Annotated in this window: 14 protein-coding genes; 7 read left to right on the forward strand and 7 right to left on the reverse strand. The window is 68.1% G+C overall.

Annotated features, from left to right (window positions below):
* Window positions 1–73 precede the first annotated feature (73 nt).
* Both AAC979_RS18460 and rpsA read left to right on the forward strand, forming a co-directional pair.
* A complete protein-coding gene (locus AAC979_RS18460) occupies window positions 74–790 on the forward strand; it encodes a DUF3800 domain-containing protein (protein ID WP_371349095.1) in 717 nt (238 codons plus the stop codon).
* A 653-nt stretch (window positions 791–1,443) separates the two neighbouring features.
* Window positions 1,444–3,150 (forward strand): 30S ribosomal protein S1, encoded by a 1,707-nt coding sequence (gene rpsA, locus AAC979_RS18465; protein WP_371348344.1) that lies wholly within the window; start codon window positions 1,444–1,446, stop codon window positions 3,148–3,150.
* Between the two features lie 167 nt (window positions 3,151–3,317).
* Here rpsA and AAC979_RS18470 read toward each other — a convergent pair whose 3' ends face one another.
* Window positions 3,318–3,911: a sugar O-acetyltransferase gene (locus AAC979_RS18470; RefSeq protein WP_371348345.1), complete on the reverse strand. Its 594-nt coding sequence runs from the start codon at window positions 3,909–3,911 to the stop codon at window positions 3,318–3,320.
* Between the two features lie 713 nt (window positions 3,912–4,624).
* Window positions 4,625–5,710 carry a ferrochelatase gene (gene hemH, locus AAC979_RS18475; RefSeq protein ID WP_371348346.1) on the reverse strand — a complete coding sequence of 362 codons (1,086 nt, stop codon included), beginning with the start codon at window positions 5,708–5,710 and terminating at the stop codon, window positions 4,625–4,627.
* 154 nt (window positions 5,711–5,864) lie between these two features.
* Between hemH and AAC979_RS18480 the strand changes: the two genes are divergently transcribed.
* Window positions 5,865–6,671 carry a pyrroline-5-carboxylate reductase family protein gene (locus AAC979_RS18480; RefSeq protein WP_371348347.1) on the forward strand — a complete coding sequence of 269 codons (807 nt, stop codon included), beginning with the start codon at window positions 5,865–5,867 and terminating at the stop codon, window positions 6,669–6,671.
* Window positions 6,672–6,692: 21 nt separating this feature from the next.
* Here the strand turns inward: AAC979_RS18480 and AAC979_RS18485 are convergent, their stop codons facing one another.
* Together AAC979_RS18485 and AAC979_RS18490 are read right to left on the reverse strand one after the other, a co-directional pair.
* Window positions 6,693–8,120 carry a homospermidine synthase gene (locus AAC979_RS18485; protein ID WP_371348348.1) on the reverse strand — a complete coding sequence of 476 codons (1,428 nt, stop codon included), beginning with the start codon at window positions 8,118–8,120 and terminating at the stop codon, window positions 6,693–6,695.
* A gap of 319 nt (window positions 8,121–8,439) precedes the next feature.
* Entirely contained in the window at window positions 8,440–9,669 is a 1,230-nt protein-coding gene (locus AAC979_RS18490; RefSeq protein WP_371348349.1) for a polyhydroxyalkanoate depolymerase, read from the reverse strand.
* A gap of 298 nt (window positions 9,670–9,967) precedes the next feature.
* Between AAC979_RS18490 and AAC979_RS18495 the strand changes: the two genes are divergently transcribed.
* Window positions 9,968–10,726, forward strand: a complete 759-nt coding sequence (locus AAC979_RS18495) for a glutathione S-transferase (RefSeq protein ID WP_371348350.1) — start codon at window positions 9,968–9,970, stop codon at window positions 10,724–10,726.
* A 796-nt stretch (window positions 10,727–11,522) separates the two neighbouring features.
* Here the strand turns inward: AAC979_RS18495 and polA are convergent.
* Entirely contained in the window at window positions 11,523–14,507 is a 2,985-nt protein-coding gene (polA, locus tag AAC979_RS18500) for a DNA polymerase I (RefSeq protein ID WP_371348351.1), read from the reverse strand.
* Between the two features lie 242 nt (window positions 14,508–14,749).
* Here polA and truA point away from each other — a divergent pair, with 242 nt between their 5' ends.
* Complete coding sequence (gene truA / locus AAC979_RS18505; protein WP_371348352.1) at window positions 14,750–15,502, forward strand: tRNA pseudouridine(38-40) synthase TruA; 753 nt, start codon at window positions 14,750–14,752, stop codon at window positions 15,500–15,502.
* 196 nt (window positions 15,503–15,698) lie between these two features.
* On the opposite strand, the gene AAC979_RS18510 is transcribed toward truA, so the two are convergent.
* Window positions 15,699–17,033 (reverse strand): dihydroorotase, encoded by a 1,335-nt coding sequence (locus AAC979_RS18510; RefSeq protein WP_371348353.1) that lies wholly within the window; start codon window positions 17,031–17,033, stop codon window positions 15,699–15,701.
* A 103-nt stretch (window positions 17,034–17,136) separates the two neighbouring features.
* On the reverse strand, window positions 17,137–18,312 hold the full coding sequence (locus AAC979_RS18515; protein ID WP_371348354.1) for a sensor histidine kinase: 1,176 nt from the start codon (window positions 18,310–18,312) through the stop codon (window positions 17,137–17,139).
* 217 nt (window positions 18,313–18,529) lie between these two features.
* Between AAC979_RS18515 and AAC979_RS18520 the strand changes: the two genes are divergently transcribed.
* Together AAC979_RS18520 and AAC979_RS18525 are read left to right on the forward strand one after the other, a co-directional pair.
* Window positions 18,530–19,345 (forward strand): Crp/Fnr family transcriptional regulator, encoded by an 816-nt coding sequence (locus tag AAC979_RS18520; RefSeq protein WP_371348355.1) that lies wholly within the window; start codon window positions 18,530–18,532, stop codon window positions 19,343–19,345.
* 71 nt (window positions 19,346–19,416) lie between these two features.
* On the forward strand, window positions 19,417–20,307 hold the full coding sequence (locus AAC979_RS18525) for a TIGR01459 family HAD-type hydrolase (protein WP_371348356.1): 891 nt from the start codon (window positions 19,417–19,419) through the stop codon (window positions 20,305–20,307).

The following is a 20,307-nucleotide window of genomic DNA, read 5'->3' on the forward strand; positions in this document are numbered from 1 at the left end:
TCGATATATTCTATTAACGAAGCGACTTGAGTTTCACGTTTATAATTAAACGACGAAGATTCAGTTGATCCAGATGAACGAATTTAGCGACGTTTACATAGACGAGTCGAGCCAAACCAAGCATCGATATTTGGCGCTCGGCGCTCTAATTATTCCAACGAATCAAGCCTCGCTATTCGAGCAAGCCATGGCAGAGGTTCGGCACCCTGAATTGCCGTCGGGCGAATGCGCATGGGTTAAAGTGTCAAGATCAAAATTGCCAGCCTATAAGAAAATCGTTGATTTATTCTTCAATAATCCCGTTAATATTAGATATATCGATTTTCATACAATAGTAGTTGATACATCTAAGATAAATGACGCGAAGTTCAATATGGGCTCGCGTGAAGCCGGCTTTAACAAGGAAATATATCAGCTCGCAATGAAGATGGGGCGTCTGTATAAGACTAACATGTTTCATTTATACCCTGACAGTCGAAAAACAAATTCATCGACCGAAGAACTAAGGCTTATATTGAACAGGGGATTAGCGAAGAGTGGTGACAAGAGGGATTGGCCATTCCGTCGCGTTCATTTTCGGGATTCGGCGCAATGCCAAGCAATTCAACTGGTCGACGTCATGCTAGGTGGTCTTGCGTTTCAACTGAACGGCCATCGCCTCAAGCCAGAAGCGTCGCCAGCGAAGTGTGAGCTTTCAGATTATATTCTGGATCGTGCTGGCATCAAAAATGCGCAAATAGACACTGCGATGCGGGGAAAGTTCACAATATGGCATCGCCAGCTACGATAATGGTCTCGCAACCCTAGACCCAAGGGTCGCCGTCTTGGACGGGTCCACTGCCGAGGCAGTGGCTTCAGGTTGCGAGAGTGAATCTAACGTAGTGCGCCGCAAGAACTGCGTCAACGGAAGACTCCGCGTTTTCATTTTGTCAAGTCCGAATACGCCAAATTCGTGAGTCGTCTTAACAGGTTGGCCTTTTGTAATCATTTAGCTCCAACCCCCCCCCGCTTGCCCTTCCCCTCCCCTTGCGCTATTGCACGCGCGTGTCCGGGCCACCATCTTTTCGAGGCGGTCCATCGGGAGGGCCGGAGGCGCGGGATGCGCGCTCTCCGTCGCTTGGAGGCCTGTCCTCCGATTCCCGCCTCGCGGCTTGCCCCGGACCCACACAGCTTTTCCCGGCGGCGTGCCTGGCGTCTCGGCTCCTTGAGAAAAGGGCCGCGCGTGGCGCCGACGCCGAACATGCGTTTACCTGGAGTGCGATCCGATCCGATTGAACCCATCGAATCGGTAAATCGCCCTCCAAGCTCCAAGCCTTTTCTCCCGCGGCCAGCGCGCCGGGTTTGCCCTCACGGGCGGACAGCGCCGGGCCTGCCAGACCCGGCGTCCGTGGGAAAAGAGGCTCATTCAACCCCGTCCGGCGCAGATCCTGGCAAGGAGCATCTATGTCCGCTACTCAAACGCTTGCCGCCGCGCGTGACGATTTCGCCGCCATGCTCGAAGAGAGCTTCGGCCAGTCCGAGCTCGCCGAAGGTTCCGTCGTCAAGGGCATCGTCGTCGCGATCGAGAAGGATCTCGCGATCATCGATATCGGCCTGAAGACCGAAGGCCGCGTGGCACTGAAGGAATTTGCCGGCCCCGGCCGCGACCAGGACATCAAGGTCGGCGACGAGGTCGAGGTCTATCTCGAGCGCGTCGAGAACGCGCTGGGCGAAGCCGTCCTCTCCCGCGACAAGGCCCGCCGCGAAGAAAGCTGGGTCCGCCTCGAAAAGGCGTTCAACGCGCAGGAGAAGGTGACGGGCGTCATCTTCAACCAGGTCAAGGGCGGCTTCACCGTCGACCTCGACGGCGCCGTGGCCTTCCTGCCGCGCTCCCAGGTGGACATCCGCCCGATCCGCGATGTCGGCCCGCTGATGCACAACCCGCAGCCGTTCCAGATCCTCAAGATGGACCGTCGCCGCGGCAACATCGTGGTGTCGCGCCGCACGGTTCTCGAAGAGACCCGCGCCGAGCAGCGCCACGAGCTGGTGCAGAACCTCGAAGAAGGTCAGGTCATCGACGGCGTGGTCAAGAACATCACCGATTACGGTGCGTTCGTCGATCTTGGCGGCATTGACGGCCTGCTGCACGTCACCGACATCGCCTGGCGCCGCGTGAACCACCCGACCGAGGTGCTCACCATCGGCCAGACGGTCAAGGTGAAGATCATCAAGATCAACCACGAGACCCACCGCATCTCGCTCGGCATGAAGCAGCTCCTCGGCGATCCGTGGGAGGGCATCGAGGCCAAGTACCCGGTGGAGGCCCGCTTCAAGGGTCGCGTCACCAACATCACCGACTACGGCGCGTTCGTGGAACTGGAGCCGGGCATCGAAGGCCTGATCCACGTCTCCGAAATGAGCTGGACCAAGAAGAACGTCCACCCCGGCAAGATCGTCGCCACCTCGCAGGAAGTGGAAGTGGCGATCCTCGAGGTCGATCCGGTCAAGCGCCGCATCTCGCTCGGTCTCAAGCAGACCCTGCAGAACCCCTGGGACGCCTTCGCCGAGAAGTATCCGGCCGGTGCGGTGGTCGAGGGCGAGGTCAAGAACAAGACCGAGTTCGGCCTGTTCCTCGGCCTCGACGGCGATGTGGACGGCATGGTCCACCTCTCCGATCTCGACTGGAACCGTCCGGGCGAGCAGGTGATCGAGGAGTTCAAGAAGGGCGACATGATCAAGGCGGTCGTTCTCGACGTGGATGTCGAGAAGGAGCGCATCTCGCTCGGCGTGAAGCAGCTCGGCGGTGACCCCTTCCAGGACGCCGGCGAACTGCGCAAGGGCGCCATCGTCACCTGCGAGGTGATCGACGTGAAGGATGGCGGCGTCGATGTGAAGATCATCGGCTCCGACATGACCACCTTCGTCAAGCGCTCGGAACTGGCCCGCGACCGCGGCGACCAGCGCCCGGACCGCTTCGCCGTCGGCGAGAAGTTCGACGCCCGCGTCACCCTGTTCGACCGCAAGGCGCGCAAGGTGCAGGTCTCGATCAAGGCGCTGGAAATCGCCGAGGAGAAGGAAGCCGTGGCCCAGTTCGGCTCGCAGGATTCCGGTGCCTCGCTCGGCGACATCCTCGGCGCCGCGCTGAAGAAGCAGGCCGAGAAGGCGGATTGATCCGCCTCTCTGGAGAAGGCGGATTGATCCGCCTCTCTGGAGAAGGCCGAGTGATCGGCCTGATCCGGTTGGCCTGACGGCTGATCGACAAAGCTAAAAGACGGCCGGCGTGGCGACACGCCGGCCGTTTTGTTTGCAAGCGTTGTTCGGAAGCGGCGCTCCTGCCCTCACCGCACCCGCGCCGGATTGCCCACCGCCGTCGCGCCCGCGGGAACGTCCCTCGTCACCACCGCCCCGGCGCCGATCACCGCATTGTCGCCAATGGTGATGCCCGGCAGGAGGATCGCCTTGCCGCCGATCCACACATTGCGGCCGATGTTCACCGGCCGGCCATATTCCAGGCCGAGGCGGCGCACCTCCGCGTCGCGCGGGTGCTCGGCGGTGTAGATGTGGGTGCCGGGCCCGATCTCGGTGCCGTCGCCGATATGCACCGCCACCACGTCGAGGATCACGCAGTCGAAATTGAGAAACACCCCCGTGCCGAGATGGATGTTGAAGCCGTAATCGCAGTGGAAGGGCGGGCGGATGCCGGTGCGCTCGCCCACCGTGCCGAGTCCTTCCGCCAGCAGCGCCCGCCGCTCCGCCCGCGAGAGGGTGAGCGAGGCGTTGAAGCGGGCGAGCCAGGTGAAGCAGGCGCGCTCGGCGGCCTGAATCTCCGGATCGCTGGCGCGGTAGAGATCGCCCGCCAGCATGCGCTGCATCTCGCTGCGCGGATCGTCGGCGGCGGGAAGGCCGGGTTCGCGGCGTGCGGATGGGGACATGGGCGGCGCTCCGTGGCTGTCGCGGGACGCCCTGCTTGGGCGATAGGGCGGGGCGCGGCAACACACTTTGGGTTTCGCGAGGTGACAGAGGACCCGGCCACGCCGTCAGGATGCGTCATCCCGGTCGGCGCCGCGGGCGCCGCGCCGGGATCGGTTCCAGCGATGTGAGCGGGCGGGGAGCGATCCCGCATCGGCCTCCGGCCGTCCGGGATGACGCAAGCCCCCTTCGCCTTCGGCCGGTCCGAGGCCCGGGAATGAGGGCGTGAAGGTGGGCCGCGCCTGCGTCCTTCGAGGCGCGCGTTGCGCGCACCTTGGGATGACGAGGGGCCACCTTTAGCCGTGCCGTCAGGCTGAGGAGCCGGCCGCCCCCCATTCTCCCTCATGGCCGGGCTTGACCCGGCCACCCAAAGACGGAAACCCGAGCCGTGGCGCGGGGAGGCTGGGTCCCCGAGTCGAGCCCGGGGATGAGGGCGTGAAGGTGGAGACGGCCTGCGTCCTTCGAGGCTCGCTGCGCTCGCGCCTCAGGATGACGGCGCGAGGATGTAGCGCTGAGGTGTTGCGTCGTCAGGCTGAGGTGCCGGCCGCCCCCATTCTCCCTCATGGCCGGGCTTGACCCGGCCACCCAAAGACGGAAACCCGAGCCGTGGCGCGGGTAGGCTGGGTCCCCGGGTCGAGCCCGGGGATGAGGGTGCGATGGTGGAGAGGGCGCCTTCTTAAATCTCCACCCAGCCCTTCAGCTCGCGCGCGACCACCGCTGCCAGCACCTTGATGCCGCCGGGTGAGTCGTTCAGGCAGGGGATGAAGTGGAACTTCTCGCCGCCATTATGGTGGAAGATCTCGGCGTTCTCGCCGGCGATTTCCTCCAGCGTTTCCAGGCAGTCGGCGACGAAACCGGGGGTGAGCACGGCGAGCCGCTTCACGCCGGATTTCGCCAGCGCCTCGATGGTCTTGTCGGTGTAGGGCTGCAGCCATTCGGCGCTGCCGAAGCGCGACTGGAAGGTGAGGCGCAGCTTGCCCTCCGGCCAGCCGAGCTTCTCGCGCACCAGCCGCGTGGTCTTGTAGCAATAGCAGTGATAGGGGTCGCCCTTGTCGAAATATTCCTTCGGAATGCCGTGGAAGGAGGCGATGACCAGCTCCGGCTCCCAGTCCAGCGTGGCGAGTTCCGAGGTGATGGAGTTGGCCAGCGCCTCGATATAGGCCGGCTCGTCCGGCCAGTGCGGGGCGACGCGCAGCACCGGCTGCCAGCGCATCTTCTTCAGGGCGTCGAAGGCGGCGTCGCACACCGTGGCCGAGGTGGCGGCGGCATATTGCGGATAGAGCGGCACGAGGAGCAGCCGCTCGCAGCCCTGCGCCTGCAGCGCCTCGATGCGCGAGGCGATGGACGGGTTGCCGTAGCGCATCGCCCAGTCGAAGACGAGCCGGTCGCTGCGCACGCCGAGCGCGGCGGCGAGCTTTTCCGACTGCGCGCGGGTGATGGTGCGCAGCGGGCCTTCATTGCGCTCATTGTTCCAGATCGTCGCGTAATCCTTGCCCTTCGCCTGCGGGCGGATGGACAGGATGATGACGTTGAGGATGAACCACCACAGCACGCGGTTGACCTCGATCACCCGCCGGTCGGAGAGGAACTCCTTGAGGTAGCGGCGCATCGACCAGTAATCGGTGCCGTCGGGCGTGCCGAGATTGACGATGAGCACGCCGATCTTGCCGAAGGCCACCGGCGGGTGGCCGGCGGGCAGCCCGCCGCCCGGGGCGGGGGTGAGGGCCACGGAGGTGTCCTTGGCCGCAACAGGCTTGTTCATCGCTACTTCCTCGACGGATCGCTGCCGGCAGAATGTGCCGTGCTTATAGGGTGAGGGGCGCCGCATTCCAACCGGACGAATGTCGCGGGCGCCGCAGCCGTGCCTGCCGCCTCCTGGTGTACGCTGGCCGGCGGCGGGAGGATCAGGAGGCGGGATGGCGGTTCTCGGGCAGAGTGTGGGGCTGATCGGCGGCGGCCAGCTCGGCGGGGCGATCGGCACGGCGCTGCTGCGCGCGGGCGTGGTGAGGCCGGAGCATCTGTGGGTCGCCAACCGCTCCGGCCCGGCGGGGCCGCTCGCCGCTGTGCCGGGGGTGAACTGGAACGCGGATGTGGGGAGGCTGGCGGATCGCTGCGAGGTGATCCTGCTCGCGCTTCCCCCCGCCGCCGGGCGGGCGCTGCGCTTTGCCGGCGCGGGGCGGCTGGCGGTCTCGGTCATGGCCGGGGTGAGGGTCGACGAACTCACGGCGATCAGCGGCGGGGCGCGGGTGGTGCGGGCGATGTCGAGCCCCGCCGCCGCGCTCGGCATGGCCTATTCGCCGTTTTTCGCCGGGCCGGGTGTGAGCGAGGGCGACCGGGCGGTGGTGCGGGCGCTGTTTTCCGCCTGCGGGACGCAGGACGAGGTGCCGGACGAGGGCCAGATCGACGTGTTCACCGCCATCACCGGCCCGGTGCCCGGCTTCGTCGCCGCTTTCGCCGCCGCGGTGCAGGATTATGCCGAAGGCCAGGGCGTGGCGCCTGTCGTGGCGCGCCGGGCGGTGGGGCAGCTCTTCCATGCCGCCGGGGCGATGCTGGCGGGGAGCGAGCGGCCGGCGGCGGAATTCGTTCAGGAGATGGTGGATTATGCCGGCACCACGGCGGCGGGGCTGGAGGCGCTGCGGGCGGCGGGCCTCACCGAGGTGGTGGCCGAAGGGCTGGAGGCGGCGCGCCGGCGCTGCCTCAGCATCGGCCGGCCGGAGGGGTGAGCCTCCGGCCGTCGCTGCGCCTCACCGCACCAGAATGTTGCGGAACAGCCAGGGGTCGGAGGGGTCGATATCCTCCGGGAACAGGCCGGGGCGGCCGTCCAGCGGGGTCCAGTCGGTGTAGTAGCCCTTCACCGTGCCGAGATAGGGCTTCTGGATTTCCAGGCAGCGGCGGTAATCCATCTCGTCGGTCTCGACGATGCCGGCTTCCGGGTTTTCCAGCGCCCACACCATGCCGGCGAGCACGGCGGAGGTGACCTGCATGCCGGTGGCGGTCTGGTAGGGGGCGAGGTTGCGCGCTTCCTCGATGGTGAGCTGCGACCCGTACCAATAGGCGTTCTTGGCGTGGCCATAGAGCAGCACGCCGAGCTCGTCGCGGCCGTCGACGATCTCGCCCTCGGTCAGGATGGTCCAGTCGCCCGAGAAGTGCCCCTCATTGCCGAACATCTCGTGCCAGGACAGCACCGCATCGTTGCACGGATGGTAGGCGTAATGGCAGGTCGGGCGATAGGCGACCTGCGCGCCATTGCGCAGGGTGAAATAGTCGGCGATCGAGATCGACTCGTTGTGAGTGACGAGGAAGCCGTGCTGGGCGCCGAGGCTCGGGCACCAGGTGCGCACCTTGGTGGCGGCGCCCGGCTGCATCAGATAGATCGCCGCGCCGGAGCCGAAATTATGCGTGTGCGCGTTGGCCGGCATCCAGGTTTCGTGCGTGCCCCAGCCGAGCTCGGCCGGCTGAAGGCCCTCGGAGACGAAGCCTTCCACCGACCAGGTGTTGACGAAGGTGCCGAAGGGGCGGGGATCGCGGGCGCGCTGGGTGTCGCGCTCGGCGATGTGGATGCCCTTGACGCCGACGCGGGCCATCAGCTCCGCCCAGCCCTCGCGGGTGGTGGGCTCGGTGAAGTCGAGCCCGGTGTCGGTGGCGACATCAATGAGCGCCTGCTTGACGAACCACGACACCATGCCGGGATTGGCGCCGCAGCAGGAAACCGCCGTCGGCCCGCCGGGATTGGCGCGCTTGGCCTTGAGCATGGATTCGCGCAGCGCGTAGTTGGAACGGCTGGCGGGGGTGGCGTCCTTGTCGAAATAGAAGCCGAGCCAGGGCTCGACCACGGTGTCGATGTAGAGCGCGCCGCACTCGCGCGCGAGCGTCATGATGTCGACCGAACCGGTATCGACGGAGAGGTTGATGAGAAAGCCACGCCCGCCGGTGGTCAGCAGGGGCTTCAGCACCTCGATGTAGTTTTCCCGGGTGATGGCGAGCTGCAGGAAGCGGATGCCGCGCTCGTCGAGCAGGGCGCGGTTGTCGTCCACCGGGTCGATGACGGTCAGCCGTTCCTTGTCGAAATCGAAATGCCGCTCCAGCAGGGGCAGGGTGCCGCGACCGATCGAGCCGAAGCCGATCATCACGATGGGACCGTCGATTTTTCCGTAGACCGGCCAGACTGACATTCTCGGGGACACTCCTTTGGTTCCGCAGGTTGGAAGACGGCCGCACCATGGGGTGCAGCAGCCTGCCGCGTCAATGGTGACGCGCGCGTGACGGTGGCTCTCCGGGCGACGAAGGGTTCATGACGGGGCGTCGGGCGGGACGGCGGCATCGCGGAGAGCGTCATGGCCGGGCTTGTCGCGGTCCTCCATGTCTTCAGGGACCGGGCGCGAGGCGGGGAAGGCGTGGATGCCCGGCCCGGGACCGGGCGTGACGGTGTGTTGGGCAGGGCGGGCGCCTGTCGGCAGAACGCCCGGCGGGGGTCAGGGCCCGCCCCGCGCCTCACGCATCGGCGGCGAGGATGTGGCTGCGCACCAGCGGATAGACCTGGCCCTTCCAGCGGCGGCCGGAGAACACGCCGTAATGGCCGACGCCGGCCTGCATGTGGTGGCGGCGCAGATGCGGGCGCAGGCCCGTGCAGATGTCCTGCGCCGCCACCGTCTGGCCGACGGCGCAGATATCGTCGCGCTCGCCCTCCACGGTGAGCAGCGCGGTGCGGCGGATGGCGCGGAAGTCGATGCGCTGGCCGCGATAGGTCAGCACGCCGCGCGGCAATTCGTGCTGCTGGAACACCTTGGCGATGGTTTCCAGATAGAACTCGGCGGCGAGATCGAGCACGGCGAAATATTCATCATAGAAGGTCTTGGTGGTCGCCGCCTTGTCGTGCTCGCCCATGGCGAGGTTCTCATAAAGCCCGACATGCGCCTTCACATGGCGTTCCAGATTCATCGCCATGAAGGCGCCGACCTGGATGAAGCCGGGATAGACCCGCCGCCCCGCGCCCTTGAAGCCGGGCGGCACGGTGGCGATGAGGTTCTGCGCGAACCAGTCGATCGGCTTGGAGGTGGCGAGTTCGTTCACCTTGGTCGGGTTGATGCGGGTATCCACCGGCCCGGCCATCAGCGTCATGGAGAGCGGCTGGGCGGGGTTGTTGTCCTGCGCCATGACCGCCCCGGCGGCGAGCACCTGCACGCAGGGCTGGCACACGGCCAGCACATGCCCCCCCGGCCCGATCTCTTCCAGAAAGCGGATGACATGGGCGACATAATCGTCGAAGCCGAAGCCGCCCTCGCTGAGCGGCACGTCGCGGGCATTGTGCCAGTCGGTGATGTAGACATCGTTTTCCGGCAGCAGCGTCTTCACCGTGTCGAGCAGCAGCGTGGCGAAATGGCCCGACAGCGGCGCGACGACGAGCAGGCGCGGCTGCTTCTGCTCGACATCCTTGGCGAAATGCAGCAGCGAGCCGAAGGGCAAGGCCAGCGCCACCTCCTCGCGCACCTCCACCTCGCGATTGCCCACCATCACCGTGCCGATGGCGAAGGGCGGGCGCTCATGGCTCAGCCCGGCGCGCTCGATCATCTCGAAGCCGGCCGAGAGGTTGCGCAGCAGCGGCGTGTCGTGGAGGCCGCCCATCGCCTCACCCATCGTGCCGAGCATCTGCCGCGACAGCCTGGCCGCGAGGCGGAGCGGATCGAACAGGTCGGACTGGGCCTGATAGGCGGCATAGAGCATGGGCGGGCGATCTTCCGGCAGAAGGAGCGGCGGGCGGGGCGCGCGCGGCGATGCGGGATCGGCAGGTCTGCCGGCGCCATCCTAGAGCGGATGCAATGACGCTGCCAAGGAGGTTGCCGGGTAGGTCGCCAAGTAGGTCGTCAAGCAGGTCGTCAAGCAGGTCGTCAAGGCGATTACGAAGGAGGTGAAAGGCGCCGGGGCGCCCGGCGCGCTGTCACAGCCCTGTCAGGAATGGCACGAAGTGTGATTGCCTCTTGCGGGCTGCACACTGAACGCCCCGCCGAACAGGACGCCTGCCATGCCCTCCGCGACCGCCATGCCCAAGCCTGCCACCGCTCCGGCCCGCAAGAGGGCGCCGGCAAAGGCGGCCGCGAAGGTGAAGGCCCCGCAGGAGCCGGGTGTTCCGGCGGCGGTGCTGACGCTGAGCAGCAAGAACTACTCGTCCTGGTCGCTGCGCGGCTATCTGCTGTGCCGGCTGGCCGGCCTGCCTTTCACCGAGGCGCGCGTCTCCGCCGACGATCCGGCGATCCGGGCGGAGCTGCTGCTGCAATCCTCCTCCTTCCTGGTGCCGCGCCTCGACCATGAGGGGCTGCGCATCTGGGACACGCTGGCCATCGCCGAATATCTGCACGAATGGGCGCCAGAGGCCGGACTTCTGCCCAGGGATCGGGCAGCGCGGGCGCATTGCCGCTCCATTTGCGGCGAGATGCATTCGGGCTTCGCCAATCTGCGCTCGGCGCTGCCGATGAACATCAAGGCGCACCATCCCGGCTTCAAGGTGTGGGCGGGCGCGCATAGCGACATTCTGCGCATTGTCACCATCTGGACGGAATGCCTCGCCGCCTCCGGCGGGCCCTATCTGTTCGGCGCGGCGCCGACCATGGCGGACGCGATGTACGCCCCCGTCTGCTCGCGCTTCACCACCTATGACGTGCCGCTGGACCCGGCGAGCCGCGCCTATTGCGCCACCATGCTGGCCCTGCCGGCGATGCAGGAATGGATGGACGCCGCCCGCGCCGAGCCCGACGAGATGGAAGAGCTGGACGTGGAGTTCTGAGGAACCGGCGGTCGTTCCGCCGCCACCCTGCCCCTCATGGCCGGGCTTGACCCGGCCTCCCAGCCTGCGGACCGAGGCGGGGAGGATGGGCTGGATCCCCGGATCAAGCCCGGGGATGAGGGGTGTTACCAGAGGAGCGGCGGCAAGCGGCGCACGATCCCGGCTCTCGCGGCGCTCGGCCGGGATGACGATGAGGGCTGGCCGCGTCCGCCGCCACCCTGCCCCTCATGACCGGGCTTGACCCGGCCTCCCAGCCTGCGGACCGGGGCGGGGAGGATGGGCTGGATCCCCGGATCAAGCCCGGGGATGAGGGGCGTTACCAGAGGAGCGGCGGCAAGCGGCACGCGATCCCGGCTCTCGCGCCGCTCGGCCGGGATGACGATGAGGGCTGGCCGCGTCCGCCCCTCAATGCGCCTCATGGCCGGGCTTGACCCGGCCACCCAGCCTGCGGACCGAGGCGGGGAGGATGGGCTGGATCCCCGGGTCAGGCCCGGGGATGAGGGGCGTTACCAGAGGAGCGGCGGCAAGCGGCACGCGATCCCGGCTCTCGCGGCGCTCGGCCGGGATGACGATGAGGGCTGGCCGCGTCCGCCGCCACCCTGCCCCTCATGGCCGGGCTTGACCCGGCCTCCCGGCCTCCCAGCCTGCGGACCGGGGCGGGGAGGATGGGCTGGATCCCCGGGTCAGGCCCGGGGATGAGGGGCGTTACCAGAGGAGCGGCGGCAAGCGGCGCACGATCCCGGCTCTCGCGTCGCTCGGCCGGGATGACGATGAGGGCTGGCCGCCGCCCACCCCCTCAATGCGCCTCGTCCCAGTTCAACGCCGCGCGGGCGTCGACCTTCAGCGGCACCTTCAGCGCCACCGCCGGGAAGGGGGCGAGTTCCATCACCTCACGGACCACGGGAAGCGTGGCGGCGACCTCCTCGTCCGGCACCTCGAAGATCAGTTCGTCATGCACCTGCAGCAGCATGCGGGCGGACAGCCGTGCCTTCTCCAGCGCCCCATCCATCCGCACCATGGCGCGGCGGATGATGTCGGCGGCCGAACCCTGCAGCCGTGCATTGATCGCCGCGCGCTCATTGAAGGCGCGGATCGAGGGGTTCTTGGCATTGATGTCGGGGTAGTGGCAGCGCCGGCCGAACAGCGTTTCCACGTAACCATGCTCGCGGGCGAAGGCGCGGGTCTCGTCCATATAGGCGCGGATGCCGGGGAAGCGCTCGAAATAGCGCTTGATATAGGCGCCCGCCTCCTCGCGCGGGATGGAGAGCTGGTTGGCGAGGCCGAAGGCGGAAATGCCGTAGATGATGCCGAAATTGATCGCCTTGGCCCGCCGGCGCACCTCGCCCGGCATGCCCTCGATCGGCACGCCGAACATTTCCGAGGCGGTCATGGCGTGAATGTCGAGCCCGTCCTGGAAGGCCTGGCGCAGCGAGGGCGTGTCGGCGATCTCGGCGAGCAGGCGCAGCTCGATTTGCGAATAATCGGCCGAGATCAGCTTGTGGCCCGGCGCGGCGATGAAGGCCTTGCGGATCTTGCGCCCCTCTTCCGAGCGCACCGGGATGTTCTGCAGATTGGGCTCGGAGGAGGAGAGCCGCCCGGTGGTGGTGGCGGCGAGGGCGAAGGAGGAATGCACCCGGCCCGTCTCGGGATGGACATAGGAGGGCAGGGCGTCGGCATAGGTGGATTTCAGCTTCTGAAGCTGGCGCCAGTCGAGAATGCGGCGCGGCAGCTCGTGCCCCTGCTCCGCCAGCTCCTCCAGCACGTCGGCGCCGGTGGACCAGGCGCCCGTCGGCGTCTTGCGCCCGCCGGGAATCTGCATCTTGCCGAACAATATGTCGCCGAGCTGCTTGGGCGAGCCGGGGTTGAAGCTCTCCCCCGCCATCTCGGAAATATCCGCCTCCAGCCGGCCCATGCCTTGCGCGAACTCGCCGGACAGGCGCGAGAGCATCTGCCGGTCGATCATGATGCCGCGCGCCTCCATGCGGGCGAGCACGGCGACGAGCGGGCGCTCCAGCGTCTCATAGACGGTGGCCTTGCCCTCGCTGGCGAGGCGGGGTTTGAGCACCCGCCACAGCCGCAGCGTGACATCGGCGTCCTCGGCGGCGTATTCGCTTGCCCGGTCGAGCGGGGCGCGGTCGAAGGTGATCTGCCCCTTGCCCTTGCCGCACACCTCCTCGAACTTGATCGGGGTGTGGCCGAGCCAGCGCATGGAGAGCGGGTCCATGCCGTGCGGCGAGGCGCCGGCGTCGAGCACATAGGAGATCAGCATCGTGTCGTCATAGGGCGCCACCTCGATGCCGAGGCGCCTCAGCACCAGCCAGTCATATTTCAGGTTCTGCCCGACCTTGAGCACGGCCGGGTCTTGCATCAGCGGCTTGAGCGCCGCGAGTGCCTCGCGCAGCGAAATCTGGTCCGGCAGCAGCCCCTCGCTGAACAGGCCCTCATCGCCGCCCTTATGGGTGAGCGGGACATAGCAAGCCTCGTTCGGCCCGGTGGCGAGCGAGAAGCCGACCAGCTCCGCCTGCATCGGGTCGAGGCCGGTGGTCTCGGTGTCGACGGCGACGGTGCCGGCCGCGCGGGCGCGGGCGATCCACTCCTCCAGCCGGGCGAGTGTGCGCACCGTCTCGTAGCGGGTGCGGTCGACCGGGGTGGCGGTGGCTTCCGCCTGCCGGGCGGCGGCGAGGGCGAGAGGCGTGAAGCCGGCGTCTCCCATTGGCGCGCCCTCATCCCCGGGCTTGACCCGGGGACCCAGCCCGTCGCCGGCGGCCTCCGCTGTCTGGATGGCCGGGTCAAGCCCGGCCATGAGGGAGGGCCCCCCCGCCTTGAGGTCGGGATCGGGCTCGATGGCGGCGACATCGACCTCATAGGCCTCGGCCACGCGGCGGGTCAGCGTGGTGAACTCCATCGCCTTGAGGAAGGCGACGAGGCGGGTGGCCGACGGCTCCACCACGGCGATGTCGTCGAGCGGCACGTCGAGCGGCACGTCGCGCTTCAGCGTCACGAGCTGGCGCGAGAGCCGGGCCTGGTCGGCGAACTCGATCAGGTTCTCGCGCCGCTTCGTCTGCTTGATCTCGCCCGCGCGGGCGAGCAGCGTGTCGAGGTCGCCATAGTCGGCGAGCAACTGCGCGGCGGTCTTGATGCCGATGCCGGGCACGCCGGGCACATTGTCGACGGAATCGCCGGCGAGCGACTGCACGTCCACCACCTTGTCCGGGGCGACGCCGAATTTCTCGAACACTTCCTCGACGCCGATCGCCTTGTCCTTCATCGGGTCGTACATGCGCACGAGGCCATCGACGAGCTGCATCAGATCCTTGTCGGAGGAAATGACGGTGACGCGGGCGCCGCGCGCCTTGGCCTGCTCGGCATAGGTGGCGATGAGGTCGTCGGCCTCGAAGCCGGCCTGCTCCACACAGGCGAGGTCGAAGGCGCGGGTGGCCTCGCGGATCAGCGGGAATTGCGGGCGCAGATCCTCCGGCAGCTCCGGGCGCTGAGCCTTGTAGAGCGGGTAGATATCCTTGCGGAAGGTCTGTTCGGATTTGTCGAACACCACGGCGAGATGGGTCGGCCGGGGCGCGAATCCGCCGCCATTCTGCCCGGCGCGCACCAGCTTCCACAGCATGTTGCAGAAGCCCGCCACCGCGCCGACGGGCAGCTTGTCGGAGGTGCGGGTGAGCGGCGGCAAAGCGTGATAGGCGCGGAAAATATAGGCCGAGCCGTCGATCAGGACGACATGGTCGCCGGTGTCGACAGTCTCGTGATGGGCATCGTTGGCGGGCATTGCGGGCTCCGTTTGCGGCCGCACGATGCCCCCGGCGCCGCGCCGGGGCAAGGGGGCGTGGAGAGGGGGCTGCCCCCTCCTTCCCTCATCCCCGGGCTTGACCCGGGGACCCAGCTGCTGTCGGACGCGGCGAAAGACTGGATGCCCGGGTCAAGCCCGGGCATGAGGGCGTGACGGGGGCATGCCACCCCCACAGGTGACGCGGGCGCCGCCGGGCGCTACAGAGCGCGCAGGAAAACACCATGCCGCGCTACAAGCTCACCATCGAATATGACGGCACCCCCTTTGTCGGCTGGCAGGTCCAGGCGGCGGGGCTGAGCGTGCAGGGCGTGCTCGCGGAGGCGGTGCGCCGCTTTTCCGGCGAGACGGTGCCGGTCCACGGCGCCGGGCGCACCGATGCCGGGGTGCACGCCACCGGGCAGGTGGCGCATGTCGAACTCGCCCGCGACTGGAAGCCGGACACGGTACGCGACGCCATGAACGCGCATCTGCGCCCGCATCCCGTCGCGGTGCTGGCGGCGGAAGAGGTGGCGGAGGATTTTCACGCCCGGTTCTCGGCGACGGGGCGGCGCTATCTCTACCGCATCATCGCCCGCCGGCCGGACCTCGTGCTGGAACGCGACCGCGCGTGGCGGGTGCTGCGCCCGCTCGACGCGCAGGCGATGGCGGAAGGCGCGGCCCGGCTGATCGGCCGGCATGACTTCACCACCTTCCGCGCCATTGGCTGCCAGGCGGCCTCGCCGGTGAAGACGCTCGACCGGCTGGAGGTGGAAACCGTGCCGCTCACCGGGCCGGGCATGGAGATCCGCGTGCACGCGCAGGCGCGCTCCTTCCTGCACCATCAGGTGCGCTCCATGGTCGGCACGCTGGTGAAGCTGGGCGAGGGGGCGTGGACCCCGGACGACGTGACCGCCGCGCTGGAGGCGAAGGACCGCACGCGCTGCGGCCCGATGGCGCCCTCGGCCGGGCTCTATCTGGCCGAAGTGACCTATTGAGAGTGCCGTCATGGCGAGGACCCGCGAGGTCCTCATCCCCGGGCTCGACCCGGGGACCCAGTGGCGTGAAAGCCTGGATGGCCGGGTCAAGCCCGGCCATGAGGGAGGACGAGGCAAGCGCAGCGGAGAGCCGGGATCGTCGTTCGGATTGCGACCCCGGATCGGCCTGCGGCCGTCCGGAATGACGGTCTGAGCCTCACCCCCGCGCCAGCGTTTCCAGAAAGCGGATCGCCTCGCCCTTGGCCGGCGTCACCAGTTCGCCTTCCCACATCACCCGCTTGCCGCGAATGAGCGTGCCGACCGGCCAGCCCGTCACCTCGACCCCGTCATAGGGCGTCCAGCCGGCCTTGGAGGCGATCCACTCATTGCGGATGGTTTCGCGGCGCTTGAGGTCGACAATGGTGAAGTCGGCGTCATAGCCCACCGCGATGCGGCCCTTGGTGGCGATGTTGAAGATGCGCGCCGGGCCAGCGCTGGAAAGGTCGACGAAGCGCTCCAGCGTCAGCCGGCCGGCATTCACATGGTCGAGCATGGTCGGCACGAAGGTCTGCACCCCGGTCATGCCCGAGGGGCTGGCCGGATAGGGCTTGGCCTTCTCTTCCCGCGTGTGCGGGGCATGGTCGGAGCCGAGCACGTCGACCACGCCCTCCGCCAGCCCGCGCCACAGCGCCGTCCTGTGCCGCGCCTCGCGCACCGGCGGATTCATCTGCACCAGCGTGCCATGGGTGGCGTACCAGGAAGCGTCCATGGTGAGGTGATGCGGCGTCACCTCGACGGTCGCGACATCCTTCTGGCCGCGCAGATACTCGATCTCTTCCTGTGAGGTGATGTGCAGCACATGCACGCGCTTGCCCTCGCTGCGGGCGAGGTTGACCAGCCGCGTGGTGGCGGTCAGCGCGGCGATCTCGTCGCGCCACACCGGGTGCGAGGAGGCGTCGCCCGGCACGCGCAGGCCCTTGCGCTCCTCCAGCCGCGGCTCGTCCTCGCAATGGAAGGCGGCGCGGCGGCGGATCACCTTGAGGATGGCGCGCACGCCGGGATCGTCGGCCACCAGCAGCGAGCCGGTGGAGGAGCCGATGAACACCTTCACCCCCGGCACGCCGGGCAGCATTTCCAGCTCGGGCAGATCGTTCACATTGTCATGCGTGCCGCCGACGAAGAAGGCGAAGTCGCAATGCATGCGGTGATGGGCGCGGGTGAGCTTGTCTTCCAGCGCCCCGGCGGAGGTGGTGAGCGGGTTGGTGTTGGGCATTTCGAACACGCCGGTGACGCCGCCCATGACGGCGGCGCGCGAGCCGGATTCGAGGTCTTCCTTATGGTCGAGGCCGGGTTCGCGGAAATGCACCTGGGTGTCGATGACGCCGGGCAGCAGATGCAGGCCGGTGCAGTCCACCGTCTCGCCCGCCTGCGCCGCGTCGAACGCGCCGAGGCCGGCAATGCGCCCGCCGCGAATGCCGACATCGCGCGCGGCGATGCCGTCCTGGTTCACCACCGTGCCGCCCTTGAGGAGAAGATCGAAGGTCTCAGTCATGCTGTCCCCGCCGGTGATGAGAGAGGGTGCCGCCGCGCCGGCGCCGGCTCGCTCTTACGCCAAAGCGCGGCGCAGGTGAACGCCTTCCGTCCCCGTCGGCGGCTTACACCAGCGCGAACTGCACCCGCACGGCGGTGCCGCGGCTGGGCTCGACCCGGTTGGCGAGTTCCACCTTGCCGCCGAGCTGGGAGGCGAGGCTCTGGATGATGCGCCAGCCGAGCCCGTCGCTGCGCGAGAGGTCGGCGCCGGGCGGCAGGCCGCGCCCGTCATCGGCGATGGTCATCTCGTAGCGGCCGGCCGCGGCGGGCAGCACGGTGATGACGATGAGGCCGGTCTCGGCGCCGACAAAGGCGTGCTTGAGGGAATTGGTGACGATCTCCGCCACCAGCATGGACAGGGTGGTGAGCTGCGCCACATTCAGCGGCAGGTTCGGCGCGTCCACCGTGCAGCCAATGCCGGGCGTGCCGGAGGCGGTGACGAGATCGCAACAGAGCTGGCGCAGGAACTGGTCGGTGGGCAGGTCCAGCCGCTCGGGGGCGTAGAGCTGGCGGTGGATGCGGGCGATGGTGTCGAGCCGCGAGCGCGCCTCGTCCAGCGCGGTGATCGCCTGGCCCGCATCCTGCCCCACCTTGCGCTTCTGCAGGCTGAGCAGGGCGGCGACGAACTGCATGTTGTTGGCGACGCGGTGCTGCAGCTCCTGGAACATGGTGCGCTGGTTCTCATAGAGCCGGGCGGTGGTCTCCTTCTCGCTTCGCAGCCGATCGGCGGCGCTGAAGGTGAAGTGGATCAGCGTGATGTCGATGGCGGCGATGACGACGAAGAAGCCCAGCGCCAGCAGGCTCTGGCCGTCGATCCGCATCCCGTTGGCCGGACCGATGAAGAAGAACCAGGCGGCGAAGGTGGAGAGCACCGCGCAAGTGATGCCCGGCCGCAGCCCGCAGAAGAAGGTGGTGAGGATCACCGCCGGGAAGAAGGTGAGGAAGGGGAAGCCCGGCGGCAGCACATCGTCCACCGCGAAGCGCAGCGCCAGGGCGAAGCCGAACATCGCCACCCCCACCGCGTCCGGCAGCCAGGGATGGCGGCGCAGCGGCTGGGCGGCCTGCACCAGCGACCAGAAGAACGAACGGTCCACGCTGTCGCGCCCGGTCGCGTCGTCCCGCGTGGGGGTGTCGTCTCGTGCCGCACGCCCATCGCCTGCCGTCGCTTCGCCGTGCGCGGCCGGATCGGTCGTGCCGCCGGTGCGCGCGGCCTCCCGCTGACGGGCCAAACCGTCCATCATGGGCGAAAGGTCGAGGGGCGGGCGGACGCCGGCCGGTTGCGGAGAGGCGCCCCGTCGCGCGCCGTGGAAGTCGCAAGCATCAGATCAGGACTCCCCATCGCGCGCCCCCGTGACGGTGCGCGAGTGTGCCCGTTTGTACCCAACTCGTCACCTCGGTTCTGTCCCTTTGTGAACATTTCCCCATGCGGTGCGTTGATAGGGAAACGGGGACCGGACCATGCGCCTCAACGAGGAAGACCAGACGGGCAGCAGCGGCGGGGCGGTAGCCTCGTCGGGCGGCAACAACCTGCTGGGCGCGCTGCGCCCGGCCGATTTCGCGCTGCTGCGCGCGCATCTCAAGCGCATCGACCGGCCGGCCGGCGCCGTGCTCTACGAGCCGGGCGACGATGTGCGCCATGTCTATTTCCCCTGCGGGCAGACGCTGGTCTCCTTCATGGTGCTGCTGGAGGACGGAAAGCAGGTGGAGATCACCAGCATCGGCCGCGAGGGCGCGGTCGGCGGCATTGTCAGCCAGGGAAGGCTGCCGGCCTTCGCCCGCGCCGTGGTGCAGATGGAAGGCCCGCTGCTGCGGCTCGACGGCGGCGAGCTGGAGCGGGCGAAGGAGATATCGCCGCCGCTGCGCAACCTGTTCGCCCGCTATGCCGACTGCCTGCTGGCGCAGGTTTTCCAGTCGGTCGCCTGCAACGCCACCCATTCCATCGACCAGCGCACCGCCAAATGGCTGCTCGCCGCCCATGACCGCACCGGCGACGACACGCTGCGCCTGACCCAGGAACAGCTCGCCGCCATGCTGGCGGTGGGCCGCCCCTATATCAGCCGGGTGCTCGGCGAGATGAAGGCGGCCGGCGCCGTCGAGCCGCGCCGCGGGCGCATCCGCATCACCGATTCCGAGCGGCTGCGCGGCCTGTGCTGCGGCTGCCATGCGGCGGTGAAGCGGCATTTCGACGAGGTGCTGAGCGGCGTCTATCCCCGCGCCAATGAGGTGGCCGGCCACGGCATGGTCATCACCAACGGCCCGTCCTTCCGCCCGTGAGCAGGAGGGAGGAAGGTTCCCGCAGCCCTGCCCTGCCGGCGCGGGCCTTGTGCGCGGCGCGCGGAAATGGCATGCGCGCCGTCATGGAACACGACAACATCCCGCCCGTCATCTCCTCCTTCGCCACGCTGGCGCCGCGCTACGATCTCGTCCTGTGCGACGTGTGGGGCGTGCTGCATAATGGCGTCGCCGGTTCCCCGGCGGCGGCGGATGCGCTGCGGCGCGCGCGGGCGGGCGGGACGACGGTGATCCTCGTCTCCAACGCCCCGCGCGAGCCGGAGGGTGTCGCCCGCATTCTCGACGGCTTCGGCATTCCGCGCGACGCCTATGACGCCATCGTCACCTCCGGCATGGTCACCAGCGCGCTGCTGGCGCAGCGGCCGGGGGTGAAGATGTGGCATCTCGGCCCGGAGCGCGATCTCGGCATCTATAAGGGGCTCGACCTCACCCTCGCCTCCTTCGACGAGGCGGAGCTGATCGTCTGCACCGGCCTGTTCGACGACACGGTGGAGACGCCGGACGACTATGCCGACACGCTGGCGGCGGCGCGCGGCCGGGGCCTGCCCTTCATCTGCGCCAACCCGGATATCGTGGTCGAGCGCGGCGGCGACCTGATCTGGTGCGCCGGCGCCATCGCCGAGGCCTATGCGGAACTCGGCGGCGAAGTGGTGTTCTGCGGCAAGCCGCACCGCCCCATCTACGAGACCGCCTTCGCCACGGCGGCGAGGCTGCGCGGCGCGCCGGTGGAGAAGGCGCGCGCCATCGCCATTGGCGACGCGCTGCGCACGGATCTCGCCGGGGCGCTGGGCCATGGCATTGACTGCCTGTTCGTCGCGGCCGGCATCCATGCCGGCGAACTCGGCCTCGAACAGGGCGCCGAGGTGGATGTGAAGGCGCTGGCCCGCCTGCTTGCCGACGGGCCGGGGCGCCCGGCGGCGGTTACCACGCGCCTCGCCTGGTAG

Origin of the sequence: Ancylobacter sp. IITR112, assembly GCF_041415945.1 — a bacterium.
Classification (GTDB): domain Bacteria; phylum Pseudomonadota; class Alphaproteobacteria; order Rhizobiales; family Xanthobacteraceae; genus Ancylobacter.

Excerpts from the sequence above, each read along its gene's own strand:
- AAC979_RS18515 (WP_371348354.1), bottom strand. The coding sequence starts at position 18,312 with ATGATGGACGGTTTGGCCCGTCAGCGGGAGGCCGCGCGCACCGGCGGC.
- AAC979_RS18520 (WP_371348355.1), top strand. The coding sequence starts at position 18,530 with ATGCGCCTCAACGAGGAAGACCAGACGGGCAGCAGCGGCGGGGCGGTA.
- AAC979_RS18460 (WP_371349095.1), top strand. The coding sequence starts at position 74 with ATGAACGAATTTAGCGACGTTTACATAGACGAGTCGAGCCAAACCAAG.
- AAC979_RS18510 (WP_371348353.1), bottom strand. The coding sequence starts at position 17,033 with ATGACTGAGACCTTCGATCTTCTCCTCAAGGGCGGCACGGTGGTGAAC.
- AAC979_RS18525 (WP_371348356.1), top strand. The coding sequence starts at position 19,417 with ATGCGCGCCGTCATGGAACACGACAACATCCCGCCCGTCATCTCCTCC.
- truA (WP_371348352.1), top strand. The coding sequence starts at position 14,750 with ATGCCGCGCTACAAGCTCACCATCGAATATGACGGCACCCCCTTTGTC.
- rpsA (WP_371348344.1), top strand. The coding sequence starts at position 1,444 with ATGTCCGCTACTCAAACGCTTGCCGCCGCGCGTGACGATTTCGCCGCC.
- polA (WP_371348351.1), bottom strand. The coding sequence starts at position 14,507 with ATGCCCGCCAACGATGCCCATCACGAGACTGTCGACACCGGCGACCAT.
- AAC979_RS18495 (WP_371348350.1), top strand. The coding sequence starts at position 9,968 with ATGCCCTCCGCGACCGCCATGCCCAAGCCTGCCACCGCTCCGGCCCGC.
- AAC979_RS18490 (WP_371348349.1), bottom strand. The coding sequence starts at position 9,669 with ATGCTCTATGCCGCCTATCAGGCCCAGTCCGACCTGTTCGATCCGCTC.
- AAC979_RS18470 (WP_371348345.1), bottom strand. The coding sequence starts at position 3,911 with ATGTCCCCATCCGCACGCCGCGAACCCGGCCTTCCCGCCGCCGACGAT.
- hemH (WP_371348346.1), bottom strand. The coding sequence starts at position 5,710 with ATGAACAAGCCTGTTGCGGCCAAGGACACCTCCGTGGCCCTCACCCCC.
- AAC979_RS18485 (WP_371348348.1), bottom strand. The coding sequence starts at position 8,120 with ATGTCAGTCTGGCCGGTCTACGGAAAAATCGACGGTCCCATCGTGATG.
- AAC979_RS18480 (WP_371348347.1), top strand. The coding sequence starts at position 5,865 with ATGGCGGTTCTCGGGCAGAGTGTGGGGCTGATCGGCGGCGGCCAGCTC.